Consider the following 18,184-nt stretch of genomic DNA (forward strand, 5'->3'; position numbering starts at 1 on the left):
TTCCTGAGCCTGACGCCTCACTTCCTGAGCCTGCAGACCGCCTTCGCCGTCTTGCCCGGGTTGCTCTCCGACCGGGCGGTGAGCGTGACCCGGTTGTGCCGCTCGGCGCCCGGCCGCGCGGTCACGGCGACGTCGACCTCCACGGAGTCGCCTGCCCTGGCCGTGGCGAGGCGGTTGGGCAGCCACGCGGACCAGCCGCGGCCGGAGGCCTTGGCCGACAGACGGTAGACGTCGGAGGCCAGGTACCGGTCCACATTCTCCGGATGACCGGGCTTCTGCGGCACGGTGCGTCCGGTGTTGGCCAGATCGAAGGTGCACAGGGCCCGGCGGTCCGGATCGCCCTGGGCGTGGCCGCGGCTCAGCTTCGCTCCCCGGCGCTGCGGACCCGCGCCGTCCAGGGACTTCACGGCGACGGTGTACGAGAGCACGCCGGAGCGGGTGCGGCGCAGGTCGAGTACGTAGAAGTGCAGGCGGTTGGCGCGGTCGACGTACTCGTACTCGCTGCCGGAGTCCGCGCCCGCGTGCAGGAGCGCGTCGCTGAGCTGCCGGTAGTCGCCCATGGTGATCTTCTGCGGGGTGCCGTCGGGGCGCTTGAAGTCGACCATGTCGATGTCTTCGGGATGCGAGTCGACGACCCAGGCGAACGGGGCCCGGTCCTCGTTCTTGGTCTTGCTGAGCAGCACGCCGTGGTCGGGCGTGAAGGAGTCCATGCCCATGCGGTCGACGACCTCGACGGTGTAGTTGTCGTAGCCGCCGCCGTCGCACAGGGGGTCCTTGGCCGGATCGCAGGCGGGGGAGAGGTCCCGGCTCATGGCGATGTTGACGCCGCTGAGGCCCTTGTCGCCGGGTGGCGCCGAGCGCGCGGTGACGCGGGCGACGACCGTGCCGGAGTCCTCGAGCGCGTCGCGGTCGAGCCGGAGCACGTTCTTCTCGTCGACGATGCCGAGCTTCAGCTTGTCGCGCAGGATGTGCTGGGCTCCCATGGACGCGCCGTTGGTGGCCGGGATCTGCCAGCGGGTGTGCGGGCCGCCCGGGCCGTTGAACGAACCGCGCGAGAGCATGCTCCAGATGCCGGTGTAGGCGCGGCGCAGCGGTGTGCCGTAGGGGTTGTTGTAGTTGTCGGCGATTCCCAGGATGTGGCTGAGCTCGTGGGCGTACACGCCCATGCCGGAGCTCTCGGCCTGGGTGGAGGAGCCGTTCGAGGCGTTGGGCCAGATGCGGGCCGCGGCGGCCCACGAAGTCCACGGCACGTAGCGGGTCCTGGCGGAGTTGCCGCCGGTGGCGATGGGGGCGGGCGGGCCCCACTTCGCGGGTACGTCCTGCGGGGAGGAGAACTTCATCTGTCCGAACTCCTGCCACACGGACGACTCGTCCTGCCCGGCGGTGAGGTAGAAGATGAAGTCGTACTTCGAGGCCTCTCCCTCACCGATGTCCGCGACCCAGGCGGCCCTGCCGTCGGTGCGGATGTTCTTGCCGCAGGTGCTGCCGCTCGGGCACGCGCCCGGGTTCATCTGGGGTTCGATGCCGTACTGGAACGACTTGTGCGGCATGCGGTACACGCCGAAGGAGGTGAGGTCGACGCCGATGCGGCCGCCGGAGTCCTCCATCCAGTACTCGTTGATGGTGTGCCCGTGGTTGAGGGCGCCGGGCGTGTTGAGGAAGTCCCGGTAGAACGCGGGCAGTTGGCTGCGGGGAATGTCCGAGGCGCCGACCTGCGGATTGCCGAACAGGCTCGACCCGGCCGGCTTGCTCGCCGTGAACTCCTCGTCGGGATAGTCGAGCAGGACCAGGGCGCCCTTGAACGTGCGCTGCGTCGGCTCCAAGTCGGGATCGGCCCAGTCGGTGCCGGGCACGGACCGGTAGTCGGCCCACGTCATGTCGTCGGGGTTCTGCCAGCGCTGCGGGTCGATGGGCCGCACGAGGGGCGGTCGGTCCGTGGGCTCGGGGGCTGCCTGCGCGGGGCCCACGGCGAGCGGGGAGACGAGGAGCCCGAGCAGCGCGGCGAGGACGCCTGCGCGGCGGGCGCGGAGGACGCGGCGGGTTCGCCGGGAGCGCTGGAGTTGGTGGACGCGCTGGACTCGGCGGGCTTGGGTGTGAGGCGTTCTGGCGCGGCGTATGGGTGTACGGCGGAGGAACAAGGCTCACCTCTTGTCTGAGGGGTGTGGACAAGAACATGACAAGCCGGTCAGCGGTACTTTCCGCCCGGGGCCGCTGGGGAGTCAACAGGCTTTTGGGTCGGGTTTGTCTGGTGGGGCGGCGAAGAGGGGCCGGGGGCCGGAAGAGGGGCCAGGGTCGGCCGGGTGCCTATGGAGCCTCGACGCCGGAGATCCGGTACTTGCCCACCTCGGCGTCGCGGATCTGCGCGGTCTGCTCGGGGTCCGGGCCCGCGCCACGGAAGCGTTCGAGATCCTCGTCGGTCTCCCAGCGCTCGTACACGTTGATCCGGTCCCGTTCGACCGGGTCGGCCGACAGGGCGAAGTCGAGGCACCCGGCGGCGGCCCGGGCCTGCGCGACGACCTTCGAGCATCCGGCCACGTACGCGTCACGGTCGGCGGCATCCACGTACAGCTTCCCGGCAATGATGATCACGGTGCTCCTCGCATGTCGGCTCTTCGGGGTGGGGCGTGACCGCCTGTCGGCGTGGGCCACTGCGGGAACAGACCGCCGCGGCACACGGAACTCATCGGCCACGTCCGCCGTGCTGCTTCGCACGTGCCCTGAGCGCCTTCAAACCGTCGGCGACCGCACTCTGGCCGGAACTTCCCCGGCGTACGCACGTGAGGATGCGGCGGGAGGGTGGCGGGTCCCCCTTCAGGGGCAGCCGGACCAGTCGTGGATGGGCGGCGAGGGAGACGAGGCGCGGCACCAGGCACACGCCGAGGCCGTGACTGATGAGGGCCAGCACCGCGTGCCACTCGTCGGCGTGGTGCACGGTGCGCGGGGCGAAGCCGGCGGCGGTGCACAGGGCGTGGGTGAGGCGGTCCTGGTCGTGATGGGGCGAGATCCAGGTCTCGCGCTCCGCCGCCGACAAGTCGACGGCCTCGTGCGCCGCGAGCCGGTGGTGCGCGGGAACGACCAGGTCCAGCACGTCTTCCAGCAAGGGTTCCTGGTGGAATCGGACGTCGTCGATCGGAGGGCTGTCGGACAGCGGGGTCAGCACGGCGATGTCGACGCGGTCCGCGAGGAGCTGCTGGTAGCAGCCGCGTGTATCCGACTCCGTGACGGTGACCCGAGTCGGCCTCTCGGCGTGCAGCAGGTCTTCGGCGGCGGGCGCGAGGAGCGGTCCGACACTCGTGGCGAAGCCCGCGAGGCGCAGCGTGCGACGCGAAGGGGCGCCGTGCTGCGCGAGCTCGGCGCGCGCCTCCTCCCACTGGGCGCACATGAGGTCCGCGTGAACGAGCAGTACGCGCCCCGCGGTTGTCAGGCGCAGGCGTCGGCCGTCCGGTTCGAGGAGTTCCGCTCCGGCCTGGCGCGAGAGTTGCCTGAGCTGCTGCGAGACGGCGGACGGCGACAGATTCAGCGCCCGCGCTGCCGCCGTTACGGTGCCCTGCTCCTGGAGCACACGGAACGTCTGGAGGAGACCGAGATCAACCATGCGGCCATGCAACACGATTCCATGCCGAAATTTGCGATGGACGTGCATGTTGTGGGTGCGGAGACTGGGAGGCATGACTGATCATTTTGGGCGAACCGGACGCGAGTGCCCGGCATGTGGCCGGCCTGCGGGGCAGTCCGAGAACGTGGTCTCCCGGCACTCCGTCTCCGACGGAACCATCGTGTACGCGCGCTGCGCCTGCGGTCTGCTGCGGGTATGGCACACGCCCGGCCCGGCAGCCCTGCCGCGGCTGGTCGTCGCGGGAAGTGACCAGGCCCGAGGCCCGAGTTGGGCCGTGGCCGTTGAGGCGACGGGTCGCCAAGCGTGAGCAGGGTGGGTCGCCGAACCCCAGAGCCTGGTGGGCGCTCCCGCCCCGGAAGGTGTAGCGGGCGGTACTTGGAGCTTCCAAGCGTCAGCTTGGCGTACCCAAGTGAAAATGCACGCGCACCAGCCGCACCACGAGCGTTACGGTCCGGGGATGCCTGATGAACACGGACACCAGGACGGACACGAAGACGGACACGAGGACGGATACTTCGGAGAAGACGTCGCGGCCACCTACGACGACTCGTCCGCGGACAGGTTCCGTCCCGAGGCCGTGGACCCGGCGGTCGATCTGCTGGCCGAACTGGCGGGCGGCGGCCCGGCGTTGGAGTTCGGCATCGGCACGGGCCGGATCGCGCTGCCCCTGGCCGCCCGCGGCACCCCGGTCCACGGCATCGAGCTGTCCCGCGCCATGGCGGCCCGCCTGCGCGACAAGCCCGGCGGCGACTCCATCGGCGTCACCATCGGCGACTTCGCCACGACCCGCGTGCCGGGCACCTTCGCGGTCGCCTACCTCGTCTTCAACACCATCAACAACCTCACCACGCAGGACGCCCAAGTGGCCTGCTTCCGCAACGCCGCCGCCCATCTGCGGCCCGGTGGCACCTTCGTCATCGAGGTCGGCGTACCGGACCTGCGCCGGCTGCCGCCCGGCCAGACCGCCGTGCCGTTCCGCATCAGCCCGACCGAGTGGGCCTTCGACACGTACGACGTGGCGACCCAGGCGATGAGTTCGCACTACGTCACCCTCACCGACGGACGGGCCGAGCACTGGTCCGTGCCGTTCCGGTACGTATGGCCGGCCGAGCTGGACCTGATGGCGCGGCTCGCCGGGCTGCGGCTGCGCGACCGGTGGGAGGAGTGGTCACGTACGCCGTTCACCAATGAGAGCACGAAGCATGTGTCGGTCTGGGAGAAGACCGCCGACTGAGGGCCGGGCGGAGACGCTACGTACGAGATCCTCAGCAGCCGATGCTCAACGCGACGCCAACAGCGCCGCGACCTCCCGCCCGAAGAGCCACGAAGCCACCCGCGCGAGCACCGGGTCGAGGAACCGCGGAAGCCCACGGACCCGCAGCTCCTCGCGCCAGACCACCCGCGAGCCCCGCCCCCGCACGTGCACCTCGATCTCGGCCCACCCCGTCACCACCGAGCCGCGCTTGACCATGCGGCACAGTCCGTGCCGCCCCTCCGGCTCCGGAGGCTGCCAGACGGTCACCTCCATCGGGTCGTCGAACGCCAGCGGCCCGACCCCGGAGCGTGGCGTGAACACCGTGCCCTCGCCGTACGGCGGGCCGCCCGAGACGGTGACCCGCGTCAGGGGCACCGCCCGGCCGTGCCGCTCCCAGTCCGTCATGCGCCGCCACGCCTCGTCGGGAGCGAGCGGGGTGACGCGTTCGACGCGGAAGAAGGCCATGGCTTGATCGTAGGCAGACGACGCGGGCGCGGGATCCGTGGTGTCGCCGCTGTCGGGGCCGCCGCCCGGGGTGTCACGGGGCGCGGCGGGCGCCCCGTGACGTGGAACGGGCGGGCGGCTGCCCCGCCGACGCGAGCAGCCGCCCGCCGCCGCACCGCCTGAGGGGGGAGGCGGAACGGGCGCCCGTGCCTGGCAGCGGGGGACTCCTCCACGCTGCCGGCGCCCACCACGCTCCCGGCCCCCGGGCGGCTGCCTCAGCGTCCCCGGCGCTCGGGGGTCCCGGCATCCGTAACCTGCCGGGATCCGTATACGTAGCGCCGGTGCCGGGCGCGGTGCGCGGTGAGCTGGCTACGTACATACGCCGCTCCTGCCAGGGAAGCGTCCGGCGTGCTGCACGTATGCCGCCCCTGCCCGGGAAGCGTCAGTCGTGCAGCGCGTCGGGAAGCTCCGCCCGCGACCGGAGGCCGAGCTTGGTGAGGATGCGTTCGACATGCGTGTCCGCGGTCCGTTTGGAGATCACGAGGCGCTCGGCGACTTCGCGGTTGGAAAGGCCGCGCGCGACCAGCTCGGCGACCTCGCGTTCGCGGGGGGTGAGGGAGTCGGCCGCGCGCCCCTGTCGCGCTCCGGGCACGCACCGCGCCGAGGGCGGCACGTCCGCGTCCGCGCGCACCGCCTCCAGGATCTCCGTGCCCGTCATCCGCGCCCCCACGCCGTGCCAGCGCTCGAACGCCGTGGCGCCGAGCGCGTCCCGCACGGCCCGCTGTGCCGACTCCTGCTGCTCCAGGAGCGAGGGCAGCATCGCCACCGGGTCGCCGTTCAGGCGGCGCGCGCCCTCCGCGTACCCCAGGAGCCAGGCCGCCCGGGAATACCGCTCCTGCCGGGCCGCGTACCAGGCGAGCCCCCGACAGCACAGCGCCGCCACCAGGACGTCTCCGACCTCGCTCACCGCGTCGAGGGCACGCCGCAGCGGCGGTGCGCTGTCCTCGTGCCGGCCGGCGAGCCACAGGATGATGCCCTGCACCGTCAGCGTGGTGGCGTAGAGCTGGCAGTCTCCCGTGTCCTTGAGGTGGGCGAGACCGGTCTCGCAGAGGTCCAGGGCCCCGTCGGTGTCGCCGAACACGGCCCGCACCAGGGCGCCTTCGCAGTGCATCACGCTGATGCCCAGCGGGTCACCGGCAGCCATGAGCCGCTGCCGCGCCCGCTCGAGGTCGGCGAGCCCCTCCTCGACCTCCCCGCCGAGCGCGCGCATCGCGCCGAGATACGGGTCGGCGAACAGCAGCACGCGCTCCTCGCCGCACCGCTCGGCCACATCCCGCGCCTCCTCGAAGCGGCCCGGTGCCACCGCCAGATCACCGCTCCACACCGCGAGGACCCCGCCGAGCAGCAGACCCCAGGCCCGCTCCCGGCAGTCCTCCGGCACCTGGGCGAGCCCCTTGTCGATCCAGTACTGCCCCTCGGACAGCGTCCCCGCGGCCCGCCAGAACGGCGCCAACTGGGCGGCTAGCCACAGCCCTTGCCGCGCCCGGCCAGCCGTGGCGTACGCGTACCCCAAGGCGGCCCGCATGTCGGCGACCTCGGCGCGCACCGTCCGGTAAAGGGCGGCCTGTGCGTCGGTCAGCAGCTCGTCCCACAGCCGTCGGCCAAGGCGTCGGTAGTACGCGAAGTGCGCCTCCCGCACCGATGCCGCGCGGTCCGTCCGGGCCAACTGCTCGGCGCCGTAGGCACGGAGGGTGTCGAGGAGCCGGTAGCGCCCCGCGTCCTCACTGAGGTGCTGCACCACCGACTTGTCGACAAGGCCGACCAGTGTCTCCAGCACGTCCTCCCGCGCCAGCTCACCGCCCGCGCACACCTCCTCCGCCGTCGCCAGCTCGAAGGACCCGGCGAACACCGAAAGCCGCAGCCACAGTTCGCGCTCTTTGGGTACGCACAGTTCGTACGACCAGTCGATGGCCGTACGCAGCGTCTGATGCCGGGCGAGTGCGGTGCGCCGCCCGCCGGTCAGCACCCCGAAGCGCTGGTCGAGGCGGGCCACCAGGTGGGCCAGCGGCACGGCCCGCAGCCGGACCGCCGCGAGTTCCAGGGCCAGCGGGATTCCGTCGAGTCGGCCGACGAGGGCGGCGAGTTGGGCCCTGTTGCCCTCGTCGGCCGCGAAGCCCGGCGCCACGGCGATCGCGCGCTGCACGAACAGCTCGACCGCGTCCTCGGCCGTGAGCGGCGCGATCGACAGGCACTGCTCGCCGGGGACGTCCAGCGGCTGCCTGCTGGTGGCGAGCACGCACGTGTCCGCCGCCTCCCGCAGCAGGACGTCGCAGAGCATCGCGCACGCGTCCACGAGGTGCTCGCAGGTGTCGAGGACGATCAGCAGCCGCCGTCCCCGCAGGTGGGCGACCACCGCGTCGAGCGGCTCCATGCCCGGCTGCTCGGGGAGTTCGAGGACGGCGGCGAGCGTCGCCGGCACGAGCTCCGGGTCCCGCAGCCCCGACAGCTCCGCGAGCCACACCCCGTCCGGGAACCGGTCCCCGAGCCCGCCGGCCGCACGCAGCGCCGTTCGGCTCTTGCCGACCCCGCCCGGACCCACCAGCGTGACGAGCGGCGCCTGCGCGAACGCCTCCTGGACCAGGGCGATTTCCTCCGCCCGCCCGACGAAGCTGGTCCGTTCGACGGGCAACTGCCCGCCGCGCCGCTGCCCGAACCCGAATCCCATGTCGCCCCCGTGCCCTCATCCAGCGCCGCGACCGCCGCACCGCGCCACGCGGCCGTCGCATCAGAGCGTAGGTGTACCGCTGCGCTGTGTTAACGGGGTCGGGGGTCTTCGGTGACGCATCCGCCGGGGGTTAGCCCTACCCGGCGCCGGGCGGGTAGCAGGATCGCTCCGGGCGGTCGCATCCGGAAATGCTGGAGCTCGGCAAATGCCGCTGGTTTCCCAGTTTTTCCGTTGATTGTTTCCGTTGATTCCGGATTCCGGATGTTTCCGTAGGAGTTGGCTCGTGCGTGAGCAGGCATGGCAGAGGTTGGATTCTTCCGGGCGTCGGCGGGTCGGCCGGCGCGGCGCCGCGTCGGCCGCGGCCGCGGTGGCCGTGGGCGTCATGACGATGGGCGCCCTGGCGCCGCCCGCGGCGTCCGCCGCCGAGCGGCCGGACACCGTCCGGCAGGGCCTGAACGCGCTGGTACGCGCCGACGGCGTGCCCGCCGCGCTGGCGAGCGTCGAGGACCGTGCGGGCCGCACCCGTACCTACACCGCGGGGGTGGGCGACCTGGCCACCGGCGCGCAGGTGCCCAGGGACGGTCAGGTGCGGGTCGGCAGCAACACCAAGACGTTCACCGCGGTGGTCGTGCTGCAACTGGTCGCCGAGGGGAAGATCCGCCTCGACGCCTCGGTCGACACCTATCTGCCGGGCCTCGTCCGCGGGAACGACATCGACGGCCGCCGTATCAAGGTCCGTCAGCTCCTGCAGCACACCAGCGGACTTCCCAACTACGTCAAGTACCTCGACGACGAACCCCGGTACTACACACCCCACGAGCTCCTCGACCGGGCCCTCCAGCACAAGGCGGACTTCGAACCCGGGAAGGAGTGGGCGTACAGCAACACGAACTACGTGCTGGCGGGCATGATCATCGAGAAGGTCACACAACACTCCGTCGCCAAGGAGATCGACCGGCGCATCATCAAGCGCGTCGGGCTGCGCCACACCTACTTCCCCGCCCCCGGAGACGCGACCATCCGGGAAGCCCACCCCAAGGGCTACGACAAGGACGCGACGGGCGCTCCGCTCGACGTCACGGAGTTCGACCCCTCCTGGGGCTGGGCGGCAGGCCAGATGATCTCCACCAACTCCGACCTCAACCGGTTCTTCGGCGCGCTCCTGTCCGGCCGGCTCCTCCCGGCGGCCCAGCTCGCCCAGATGCGCACCACCGTCCCGGCCGGCCCTCCCTTTGCCGCTGGCGCCCGCTATGGACTGGGTCTTGTGAGCACGCCGCTGCGGTCGTGCGACGGTGTGTACTGGGGCCACGGCGGCAGCACCACGGGCTACGAGACCCGCGGCGGCGTCACCGACGACGGCCGTGCCGTCAACGTCGCGGTGACGACCCAGCCGACCGATGCGGCCGTCATGAAGCGGGTCGAGCGCGTCGTGGACAGGGCCTTCTGCCGCTGAAGTCCGCGTTCGTGGCGGAGGCCGGAACGTGTGCCTGAGTTCCAGGCTTCGTTCCGGCCTCGCGCCGTGGCCGGTCGCCCGGCCGGACCGTTCCTAGACGCGGGTGTCGTCGACGACGGGGACCGTCGGCACGGTTGACTCGGTCAGGGAGTTGCCCGCGTCGGCCGATCGCCGCGACTTCGTGGCGGCCGGGGGCTTCGTACCGCAGAAGGCGGGTTCCAGGGTGTTGGTCAGCCCCTGCGTCACCGCGCTGTTGTTGGAGGCGTTGGCGAAGACGACGACGGTCCGCTTGCCGTCGCGGGTGGCGAAGGACTGCGTCTGGTAGCCCTGCACGATGCCGCCGTGGCCGTAGACCTTGCCGCAGGACAGTGTGATCTCGCGGAGCCCGAGCCCGTAGGCGACCTTCGCCGTGGGCGTGGGCAGCGCGCTCGTCATCTGCCGCAGCGACTCGTCGGAGACGAGCCCGCCGGAGCGGCCCGCCAGCAGCGCGGCGAGGAAGCGGTCGAGGTCGGCGGCGGAGGAGATGACGGCGCCCGCGCTGCCCACCCAGGAGCCGTTCTGCTCGGTGGAGTCCAGGAGCGGCTTGGTGCGGTCGTCGTTCGTGAGATAGCCGTTGATGTGCGCTCCGGCGATCGTCTTGTCGGGGACCACGTACGAGGTCTCGTCGAGGCCGAGCGGCTCGATGATCTGCGCGCGCAGCGCCTGGGCGTAGGAGCTGCCGGTGATGTGCTCGACGGCCATGCCCAGCAGGACGTAGTTGGTGTTCGAGTACGCGTACCGGGACCCGGGCGTGAACTGCGGGCCGTGCTTGACGGACAGGGCCACGAGCTCGGCGGGCGTGTAGACGGTGTTGCGGATGCGCTTCTCGAAGGCGCTGGTGGTCTCTTCGCCGGGCTGCTCGAGGAGGTCGTTGGTGTGGTCGTAGACACCGGAGCGGTGCTGGAGCACCTGACGGCCGGTCATGTCCCAGCCCTCCGGCAGGGTGCCGGACGGGAGGTAGTCGCGCAGCGGCTTGTCCAGGTCGATGCGCCCCTGTTCCGCGAGGCGCAGCGCCAGGACGGAAGTGAACATCTTGGTGTTGCTGCCGACGCGGAAGCGCCAGCCGGCGTTCATCGGCGTGCCGTCCAGGGCCGACTTGCCCACGGCGATGCTCGCGTCGCCCCCGGGGCCGCTGCCGCCGTGGTCTCGTACCACCGCGAACGCACCGGGCGCGCCCGCGGCGACCGTCTTCTCCAGCGCCGCGCGCACGGCCGCGGGGTCCGCCGCCGCGCCCTTCGCCGGCTCGGCCACCGCGTGCGTCGCTCCCACCGCGGCGAACACGACACTGCTCACGACCACGGTCGCCGAACGCGCGAACCTGGTTCTCACCATAGGGAATTCCCCCAACTTGCCAGTGCCTCAAAGGGAACGGGCCCCGGTCCGGGCCCGTGTGGACGTGATCGTATCGGGCGCGCGGGGAGGGGCCGGGGCACGTCGAGCTGTCGGGGTACCGGGCAGGTGCGGGAGAATGGCGGGCCTCACCCCGCGATGCAGTGCACCAATTGACGGCCGGCCTTTTGACTGCCGGCCTTCCTCTCACCTTCCTCCCTCTCACTCCGGGAGAGACACATTGACCACTTCACGCGCACGCCACCGTACGCCGCACCGGATGGACCCGGCCGGGGGCTGCCCGCACGCGGACAACGCCCGACTGCTGGCGGAGAACGCCGTGGCCGAGGTCGTGCTCCCCGGTGGGGTGCGAGGCATGGCGGTGCTCGGGCACGAGGCCCTGAAGGAGTTCCTCTCCCACCCCGATGTCGCCAAGGGGGCCCAGCACTTCACCGCGCTGCGGGAGGGCCGCATACCCGACGGCTGGCCGCTGCGGACCTTCGCCACCGTACGAGGGATGACGACCGCCGACGGTGACGACCACCGGCGACTGCGGTCGCTGGTGAGCAAGGCGTTCTCCCTGCGCCGGGTGGAGGCGCTGCGCCCGCGGATCGAGACGCTGACCGCCGAACTCCTCGACGACCTCGCCGAGGCGGCAGCGGCGGGCGACGGAATCGCCGACCTGCGCACCCACTTCGCGCTCCCGCTGCCCATGGGCGTGATCGGCGAACTGCTCGGGGTCGACGCGGCGCACCGGGACCGCCTGCACCAGCTGTCCAACCGGGTGGTGAGTACGTCCATCGGGCCCGAGGAGGCGATCGCCGCCAACCGGGAGCTGACCGAGATGCTCGCCGCCGTGGCCGCCACCCGGGCCGAGAAGCCCGGTGACGACCTGACCAGCGCACTGATCGCGGCCCGCATGGAGAACGGCGACCGGCTCGGCCCACAGGAGCTGATCGGCACCCTGCTGTTGCTGATCATCGCCGGTCACGAGACCACGCTGAACCTGATCACCAACGCGGTCCGCGCGCTGTGCGCGTACCGCGACCAGCTCGACCTCGTGCGCTCCGGCAGGGCCGGCTGGCCGGACGTGGTGGAGGAGACCCTGCGCTGGGACCGCCCCGTCAGCTTCTTCCCGTTCCGCTACCCGACCCGCGACCTCACCCTGGACGGGACGCCGATCCCCAAGGGGACACCGGTTCTGGCCGGTTACTCCGCGGCCGGCCGCGACCCGGCGGCGTACGGCCCCGACGCCGCCCTCTTCGACATCACCCGCCCCGCCCGCCACCTCTCCCTGGGCCACGGCGCCCACTACTGCCTGGGCGCACCGCTGGCCCGCATGGAGGCGACGATCGCCCTGGAACGGCTTTTCACCCGCTTCCCCGCCCTCGACCTCGCCGCCCCCGACAGCGAACTGCCCCGCCTGGCAAGCTTCGTGGGCAACAGCGTGGCGGCACTGCCGGTGCGCCTGACGCCGTGAGACCCAGGTGTCCTAGGCTCGCGGTGTGCTGTGGCAGCAGGTGCTCGGATTCACGCTCGCGGTCATCCCTCTCACGCTGATTCCCGGAACCAGCTTCACCCTCGTCACGCAGAAGGTGATCGCCGGTTCGCGACGGGACGGCGCGCTCGTCACGTTTGGCACGGTGTGCGGCCTGCTGGTGCACGCGACGTTCGCCGTCCTCGGTCTCTCGGCTTTGGTGATGGCGTCGGCCCGGGCGTTGACCGTGGTGAAGATCCTCGGTGCCGTCTATCTGATCTGGTTGGGTGTCACGACATGGCGCTCGGCGCGGCGAAGCCCCGAGCCGACGGCCCGGGGGAGACGTCGCCTGCCGTGGGCCCGGCTCGGAGGTTTCGGACAGGGCCTGTGGTCCAACGTCCTCAACCCGAAGGCCTCGTCGGTCTATCTCACGCTCGTGCCGCACTTCCTCGCCCCGAAGCGACCGGTCGCACCCCAGATCGTGACGCTCGCGGTCGCGCATGTGGTCATCGTCCTCGTGTGGCTGCTGTTCTGGACGTGCGTGGTGGCCGCGGCGCGCCAGGTGCTCGACACCGCCGGGTTCCGGCGGGGGATCAGCCGGCTGGCGGGAGCTGTGCTGATCGCCCTGGGAGTTCGCACCGCGACAGCCGGGTAGCGTCGGCACCTCGGGCTCACCGTCCGTGACGTGTTCCCACCCGGCGTGATGTGCGCTCCAGGATGTTTGCGCGGCGAACACGAGCGGGAGGACACTTGACCAGGGGCCTTCCGTGATCGGAGGCGTCATGATCATTCTTGGCGTAGTCCTGCTCGTCATCGGCATGGTGGTCGGCATCAACATTCTGTGGACCATCGGGATCGTCCTCGTTGCGGTCGGCGTCGTGCTGTGGGCCTTGGGCGGCCTGGGGCACGCGTTCCGCGGTCGGCGGCACTACTGGTAGCGCGTTGCGCGTGGCGAATGATTCGCCGTGGCGACCCGAGGCACTCCCGGACGGGGTGCTCCGCGGTCGCCACGGGCGCGTCACGCGGCCTCGGCGTACGCAGTGACCGGGCGGCCGCGCGTTATGGCGTACCGGACGTGGGCACCCGGGCCGTGGCCCGAGGCCGCACACCGCAGACGTACCTCACGTGAGGCGAACCCCGGCTCACGTGCCGCGAGAAGGGAATCGTTCATGACCACCGCACGCGACATCATGACCGCGGGTGCCGAGTGTGCCGGAGCGGAGGAATCCGTCCTGGACGCCGCCCGGAAGATGACCCGGCTCGACGTCGGTGCGCTGCCCATCTGCGGCACCGACGACCGGCTCAAGGGAGTGATCACCGACCGGGACATCGTCGTGAAGGTCCTGGGCCAGGGGAAGGATCCCGCCGCCGTCACCGTCGGATCCCTCGCGCAGGGCGAGGCCGTCACCATCGGGGCGGACGACGGTGCCGAGGAGATCTTCTCCACCATGGCCTCGCACAAGGTCCGCCGGCTGCCCGTCATCGACGGCCGACGCCTGGTGGGCATGGTCTCGCTCGCCGACGCCGCTCGCGCCCTGAGCGATCCCAAGGCCGGACAGCTCATCGAGGCCCTGTCCACGGACTGACCACTGACCCTTCCCGGGTTCGCTGACCGACGGTACGAGTAAGTGGCGGATCGGGGGTACGAGTAAGTGCCGCCGGAGACCGCTGAGGTGAGGGATGCCCGCCGAGCCGAGGGGCACCCGCGTGTCCGGCCCGGCCCCCTTGCGTCAGGCGCTGCCCATGTAGTCCGCTGACCCGCATGGGGAAGAAGAGCATCGCCACACTGACCGCCGCCCTCGTCGCGGGGTCCCTTCTGACGGGCGTGCCGCACCCGGGCGCGCAAGCCGCCGAGCGCGGCAGCGACAGGTCGTCGCCACCGGCCGGGTCGCCTCCGGCGCCGGGGGTCGACCTCGACACGGTGACGATCCCCGAGCTACAGGCCCGCATGGCGGACGGTTCACTGACCTCGTCGGCGCTGACCCGGGCCTACCTGCGGCGGATCAAGAACATCGACCCCAAGATCCACTCGGTCCTTCGCACCAGTCCGACGGCCCTGCGCCAGGCGGCCGCCAGCGACGCCAGGCACCGGCGCGGCGACACCCTCGGACCGCTGGACGGCATCCCCGTCCTGCTCAAGGACAACGTGAACACCCGTGACATGCCGACGACAGCCGGGTCGCTCGCGCTCGCCGGGAGCCCGCCCGACACCGACGCCGCGCTGGTGACCCGGCTGCGGAAGGCGGGTGCGGTCATCCTCGGCAAGACCAACCTGTCCGAGTGGGCCAACTTCCGTGCGGCAAAGCCGACGTCGGGGTGGTCCGCGGTGGGCGGGCAGACCAACAACCCGTACGTCCTCGACCGGAATCCCTGCGGCTCCTCCTCCGGCTCGGGCGCCGCGCTCGCCGCGTCGTTGGCGCAGGTGGCGATCGGCACCGAGACGGACGGCTCCATCGTGTGCCCGGCCGGGATGAACGGCGTGGTCGGCCACAAGCCCAGCCTCGGCCTGGTCAGCCAGGCGGGAGTCGTACCGATCTCCGCCGAACAGGACACCGCCGGGCCCATGGCGCGCAACGTGATCGACACCGCGCTCACGCTTTCGGTGCTCAGCGGCGGCGAGAGCACGCGTGGCAACAGCGCCCGCGCGGGCGGCCTTCGCGATCTCCCGGACCTCCAAGGCCACGGCACCGGACTGCGCGGCAAGCGGATCGGCCTGTGGCGGCTGCCCTCGCTCGGCCCGGAGGTCGACGCGCTGATGACCCGTACGACGAAGAAGCTGCGCAAGGCCGGAGCCGTGGTCGTCGAGGTGACGCCGCCGTACCAGGAGCGGCTCGCCGAGCTCGAATTCCCGGCGCTGCTGAGCGAGTTCCACCGGGACATCGACGCCTACCTCGGCACGCGCGAAGGGCCCCGGAACCTCGCCGAGCTGATCGAGTTCAACCGCACCCACCCCGCGGAACAGACCTGTTTCGCCGGTCAGGAACTGTTCGAGCAGGCCCTCGCCGCGCCGCCCACCACCGACCCGAAGTACCGTGCCATGCGTGCCGAGTTGAAGGACCTCTCCCGGCGTTCCCTCGACGAGACCATGGCCGCCCATCGTCTCGACGCCATCGCCGCGCCCACGAACCCGCCCGCCTGGACGACCGACTGCGCGCGCGGCGACAACGACGTCATCCCGTCCTCCACCCCCGCGGCCGTCTCCGGCTACCCGTCCCTCTCGGTGCCCGCCGGGTCCGTGGGCGAACTGCCGGTCGGACTGCTCCTGATGGCGGGCAACCACGAGGACGGCAAGCTGCTGTCGCTGGGGGCGGCGGTGGAGCACCGGCTGCAGGCTTGGCGGGCCCCGCGCTATCTGCCGACGGTGGGGTCGCCCCGTACATCCCCGTGACCGTCGTCCCGTACATCCCGGTGAACGCGAACATCCCCTGGATGACACCCTCGTCGCCGGGATGATCGGGACGATCCGGACGGTACAGGTCCAGACCCTTGCGCGATTGACGCGCCCATGCCACGTTCCTGCTCGGTACGTCCCACACGTACTGCGGTACGTCACACGTCACCGTCAAAGGAGCCCCCCACATGAGACGCACGACCTGTGCGCGTCTGGGCCTGTCCGCCCTCCTCGTCACCGGATCCCTCGCCCTCGGCGTCACCCCCGCCGGCGCGCAGAGCGAACCGGCCGCCTCCCCCTCCTCCTCGCCGTCCCGCGTCAACGCCCTGAACGCATCGGTCGAGCGGCAGCTGGGCGGCGACAGCGCCGGCACCTACCTCGACCGGAAGACCGGAAAGCTGGTCGTCACCGTCACCAGCGACTCCGCCGCCGAACGCGTCCGCGCCACCGGCGCCACCCCTAAGCGGGTGCAGCGCAGCGCGGCCCAACTGGACGCCGCCATGGACGCGTTGGAGTCCCGCGCGAAGATAACCGGCACCTCCTGGGGCGTCGACCCCCGGACCAACCAGATAGCCGTGCAGGCCGACCAGTCGGTCTCGGCCCGTGAACTCGCCCGGCTGCGCGCCGTCGCCGACTCGCTCGACGGCGCCGTACGCGTCAGCCGCGTGCCCGGCACCTTCAAGCGCGAAGTCGCGGGCGGCGACGCCATCTACGGCGGCGGCTCACGCTGCTCGGCCGCCTTCAACGTGTCCAAGGGCACCACCAAGTACTTCGTCACGGCCGGGCACTGCACCAACATCAGCGCCAACTGGTCCGCCACGTCCGGCGGCGCGGCCATCGGCGTGCGCGAGGGAACCAGCTTCCCGACCAACGACTACGGCATCGTGCGCTACACCAACGGCTCGTCGCCCGCCGGTAACGTCAACCTCTACAACGGCAGTTACCAGGAGATCTCGTCCGCCGCCGACGCCGTCGTGGGCCAGGCGATCAAGAAGAGCGGCTCCACCACCAAGGTAACCAACGGCTCGGTGACCGCCGTCAACGTCACCGTCAACTACAGCAACGGCCCCGTCCACGGCATGGTCCGCACCACCGCCTGCTCCGCGGGCGGCGACAGCGGCGGCGCCCACTTCGCCGGCACGGTCGCCCTCGGCATCCACTCCGGCAGCTCCGGCTGCACGGGCACCAACGGCTCCGCCATCCACCAGCCGGTACGGGAGGCGCTGGCCGCGTACGGAGTCAGCGTGTACTGACCGCGTACGGCGTCGGCTGAACCGACCAGCGGCACGGCAGTGGGCCTCGTCCGGGGCATGCGTGCGGCCGGACAGGCCCAGGGCGGGCCCGGAACCCACGCGGTTCCGGGCCCGCCCGCCGACTTACGGAGCCAGGGCGGCACGGAGCCACCCCGTCACGGCGCCCGGAACTACGCGCTCGCCCCCGACCGACCCGTCCAGGCGAGCAGTTCGTCGGCACTCCATGCGGTGACCACACGCTCGACGGGCACGCCGCACTCCTCGGCGCGATCGCAGCCGATGATCTGCCAGTCGAGCTGGCCGGGCGCGTGGGCGTCGGTGTCGACCGAGAAGAGGGCGCCCGCCTCGACGGCGCGGCGCAGCAGGCGGCGTGGCGGGTCCTTGCGCTCGGGTCTGCAGTTGATCTCCACGGCGGTGCCGGATTCGGCGCAGGCGGCGAAGACCGCGTCGGCGTCGAAGGCGGACTCGGGTCGGCCCTGCCCGCCGCGCCCGCCGATGAGGCGGCCGGTGCAGTGGCCGAGGATGTCGGCGTGCGGGTTGCGTACGGCCTCGACCATGCGGCGCGTCATCGCGGGCGCGTCCATGCGCAGCTTGGAGTGCACCGAGACCACCACGACGTCGAGTTGGGCCAGGAGCTCGGGCTCCTGGTCGAGGTCGCCGTCCGGCAGGATGTCGCACTCGATGCCGGTGAGCATTCGGAACGGCGCCCAGATCTCGTTGAGTTCGGCCACCACGCGCAGCTGTGCACGCAGCCGGTCCGGCGAGAGTCCACGGGCGATCGTCAGCCGGGGCGAGTGATCGGTGAGCACGGCCCACTCGTGGCCGAGCGCGGCGGCTGCCCGGCCCATCTCCTCGATGGGGCTGCCGCCGTCGGACCAGTCGGAGTGCAGATGGCAGTCCCCGCGCAGCAGGGAGCGCAGCCGGGCGCCGCCGGACACCAGGGGGTCCCGGTACTCCTCCTCCAAGTGGACGAGATAGGCGGGCACTTCACCGCCGAGCGCCTCGCGCACCACCTGCCCCGTCTTGGGCCCGATGCCCTTGATTGCCTCAAGGGTGCCCGTCCGCACCCGCTCGGTCAGCTCGTCCGGGGACAGCGCGGCGACGGCGGCCGCGGCGGTACGGAAGGCCCGCACCCGATACGTGGGCTCCTGGGCGCGCTCCAGCAGGAAGGCGATGCGGTTCAGCGCCTCGACGGGCTCCAT

15 protein-coding genes are annotated in these 18,184 nt (G+C 71.6%); 8 read left to right on the forward strand and 7 right to left on the reverse strand.

Annotated features, from left to right (window positions below):
• Window positions 1–17: 17 nt before the first annotated feature.
• From AC0KTA_RS37425 to AC0KTA_RS37435, 3 genes are all read right to left on the reverse strand, one after another.
• The gene (locus tag AC0KTA_RS37425) at window positions 18–2,138 is read right to left on the reverse strand and encodes a M6 family metalloprotease domain-containing protein (RefSeq protein WP_481052643.1); all 2,121 of its coding nucleotides are present in this window, start codon (window positions 2,136–2,138) and stop codon (window positions 18–20) included.
• Between the two features lie 166 nt (window positions 2,139–2,304).
• A complete protein-coding gene (locus tag AC0KTA_RS37430; RefSeq protein WP_481052644.1) occupies window positions 2,305–2,589 on the reverse strand; it encodes a putative quinol monooxygenase in 285 nt (94 codons plus the stop codon).
• A gap of 91 nt (window positions 2,590–2,680) precedes the next feature.
• On the reverse strand, window positions 2,681–3,595 hold the full coding sequence (locus AC0KTA_RS37435; RefSeq protein WP_481052645.1) for a LysR family transcriptional regulator: 915 nt from the start codon (window positions 3,593–3,595) through the stop codon (window positions 2,681–2,683).
• Between the two features lie 478 nt (window positions 3,596–4,073).
• Here AC0KTA_RS37435 and AC0KTA_RS37440 point away from each other — a divergent pair, with 478 nt between their 5' ends.
• Window positions 4,074–4,850, forward strand: coding sequence for a class I SAM-dependent DNA methyltransferase (locus AC0KTA_RS37440; protein ID WP_481052646.1), 777 nt, complete (start codon window positions 4,074–4,076; stop codon window positions 4,848–4,850).
• A gap of 45 nt (window positions 4,851–4,895) precedes the next feature.
• On the opposite strand, the gene AC0KTA_RS37445 is transcribed toward AC0KTA_RS37440, so the two are convergent.
• Complete coding sequence (locus AC0KTA_RS37445; RefSeq protein ID WP_481052647.1) at window positions 4,896–5,336, reverse strand: SRPBCC family protein; 441 nt, start codon at window positions 5,334–5,336, stop codon at window positions 4,896–4,898.
• Window positions 5,337–5,757: 421 nt separating this feature from the next.
• The gene (locus AC0KTA_RS37450; protein WP_481052648.1) at window positions 5,758–8,040 is read right to left on the reverse strand and encodes an ATP-binding protein; all 2,283 of its coding nucleotides are present in this window, start codon (window positions 8,038–8,040) and stop codon (window positions 5,758–5,760) included.
• A gap of 283 nt (window positions 8,041–8,323) precedes the next feature.
• Here AC0KTA_RS37450 and AC0KTA_RS37455 point away from each other — a divergent pair, with 283 nt between their 5' ends.
• Window positions 8,324–9,493: a serine hydrolase domain-containing protein gene (locus AC0KTA_RS37455; RefSeq protein ID WP_481052649.1), complete on the forward strand. Its 1,170-nt coding sequence runs from the start codon at window positions 8,324–8,326 to the stop codon at window positions 9,491–9,493.
• A gap of 93 nt (window positions 9,494–9,586) precedes the next feature.
• On the opposite strand, the gene AC0KTA_RS37460 is transcribed toward AC0KTA_RS37455, so the two are convergent.
• Window positions 9,587–10,864, reverse strand: coding sequence for a serine hydrolase domain-containing protein (locus AC0KTA_RS37460; protein ID WP_481052650.1), 1,278 nt, complete (start codon window positions 10,862–10,864; stop codon window positions 9,587–9,589).
• Window positions 10,865–11,141: 277 nt separating this feature from the next.
• Between AC0KTA_RS37460 and AC0KTA_RS37465 the strand changes: the two genes are divergently transcribed.
• From AC0KTA_RS37465 to AC0KTA_RS37490, 6 genes are all read left to right on the forward strand, one after another.
• Complete coding sequence (locus AC0KTA_RS37465; RefSeq protein WP_481052651.1) at window positions 11,142–12,341, forward strand: cytochrome P450 family protein; 1,200 nt, start codon at window positions 11,142–11,144, stop codon at window positions 12,339–12,341.
• A gap of 25 nt (window positions 12,342–12,366) precedes the next feature.
• A complete protein-coding gene (locus AC0KTA_RS37470) occupies window positions 12,367–12,993 on the forward strand; it encodes a LysE family translocator (RefSeq protein WP_481052652.1) in 627 nt (208 codons plus the stop codon).
• Between the two features lie 127 nt (window positions 12,994–13,120).
• The gene (locus AC0KTA_RS37475; protein WP_481052653.1) at window positions 13,121–13,276 is read left to right on the forward strand and encodes a hypothetical protein; all 156 of its coding nucleotides are present in this window, start codon (window positions 13,121–13,123) and stop codon (window positions 13,274–13,276) included.
• Between the two features lie 231 nt (window positions 13,277–13,507).
• Window positions 13,508–13,924 carry a CBS domain-containing protein gene (locus tag AC0KTA_RS37480; RefSeq protein WP_481052654.1) on the forward strand — a complete coding sequence of 139 codons (417 nt, stop codon included), beginning with the start codon at window positions 13,508–13,510 and terminating at the stop codon, window positions 13,922–13,924.
• 176 nt (window positions 13,925–14,100) lie between these two features.
• On the forward strand, window positions 14,101–15,726 hold the full coding sequence (locus AC0KTA_RS37485) for an amidase (protein ID WP_481052655.1): 1,626 nt from the start codon (window positions 14,101–14,103) through the stop codon (window positions 15,724–15,726).
• 191 nt (window positions 15,727–15,917) lie between these two features.
• Window positions 15,918–16,982 carry a S1 family peptidase gene (locus AC0KTA_RS37490; protein WP_481052656.1) on the forward strand — a complete coding sequence of 355 codons (1,065 nt, stop codon included), beginning with the start codon at window positions 15,918–15,920 and terminating at the stop codon, window positions 16,980–16,982.
• A gap of 170 nt (window positions 16,983–17,152) precedes the next feature.
• Here AC0KTA_RS37490 and AC0KTA_RS37495 read toward each other — a convergent pair whose 3' ends face one another.
• Window positions 17,153–18,184 (reverse strand): PHP domain-containing protein, encoded by a 1,032-nt coding sequence (locus AC0KTA_RS37495; RefSeq protein ID WP_481052657.1) that lies wholly within the window; start codon window positions 18,182–18,184, stop codon window positions 17,153–17,155.

It is taken from the genome of Streptomyces sp. Y309 (assembly GCF_056712025.1).

What these genes read in the sequence shown, in the direction of transcription:
- AC0KTA_RS37490 (WP_481052656.1), top strand. Translation starts at nt 15,918, where the DNA reads ATGAGACGCACGACCTGTGCGCGTCTGGGCCTGTCCGCCCTCCTCGTC.
- AC0KTA_RS37480 (WP_481052654.1), top strand. Translation starts at nt 13,508, where the DNA reads ATGACCACCGCACGCGACATCATGACCGCGGGTGCCGAGTGTGCCGGA.
- AC0KTA_RS37440 (WP_481052646.1), top strand. Translation starts at nt 4,074, where the DNA reads ATGCCTGATGAACACGGACACCAGGACGGACACGAAGACGGACACGAG.
- AC0KTA_RS37460 (WP_481052650.1), bottom strand. Translation starts at nt 10,864, where the DNA reads ATGGTGAGAACCAGGTTCGCGCGTTCGGCGACCGTGGTCGTGAGCAGT.
- AC0KTA_RS37435 (WP_481052645.1), bottom strand. Translation starts at nt 3,595, where the DNA reads ATGGTTGATCTCGGTCTCCTCCAGACGTTCCGTGTGCTCCAGGAGCAG.
- AC0KTA_RS37450 (WP_481052648.1), bottom strand. Translation starts at nt 8,040, where the DNA reads ATGGGATTCGGGTTCGGGCAGCGGCGCGGCGGGCAGTTGCCCGTCGAA.
- AC0KTA_RS37485 (WP_481052655.1), top strand. Translation starts at nt 14,101, where the DNA reads ATGGGGAAGAAGAGCATCGCCACACTGACCGCCGCCCTCGTCGCGGGG.
- AC0KTA_RS37475 (WP_481052653.1), top strand. Translation starts at nt 13,121, where the DNA reads ATGATCATTCTTGGCGTAGTCCTGCTCGTCATCGGCATGGTGGTCGGC.
- AC0KTA_RS37445 (WP_481052647.1), bottom strand. Translation starts at nt 5,336, where the DNA reads ATGGCCTTCTTCCGCGTCGAACGCGTCACCCCGCTCGCTCCCGACGAG.
- AC0KTA_RS37495 (WP_481052657.1), bottom strand. Translation starts at nt 18,184, where the DNA reads ATGGAGCCCGTCGAGGCGCTGAACCGCATCGCCTTCCTGCTGGAGCGC.
- AC0KTA_RS37465 (WP_481052651.1), top strand. Translation starts at nt 11,142, where the DNA reads ATGGACCCGGCCGGGGGCTGCCCGCACGCGGACAACGCCCGACTGCTG.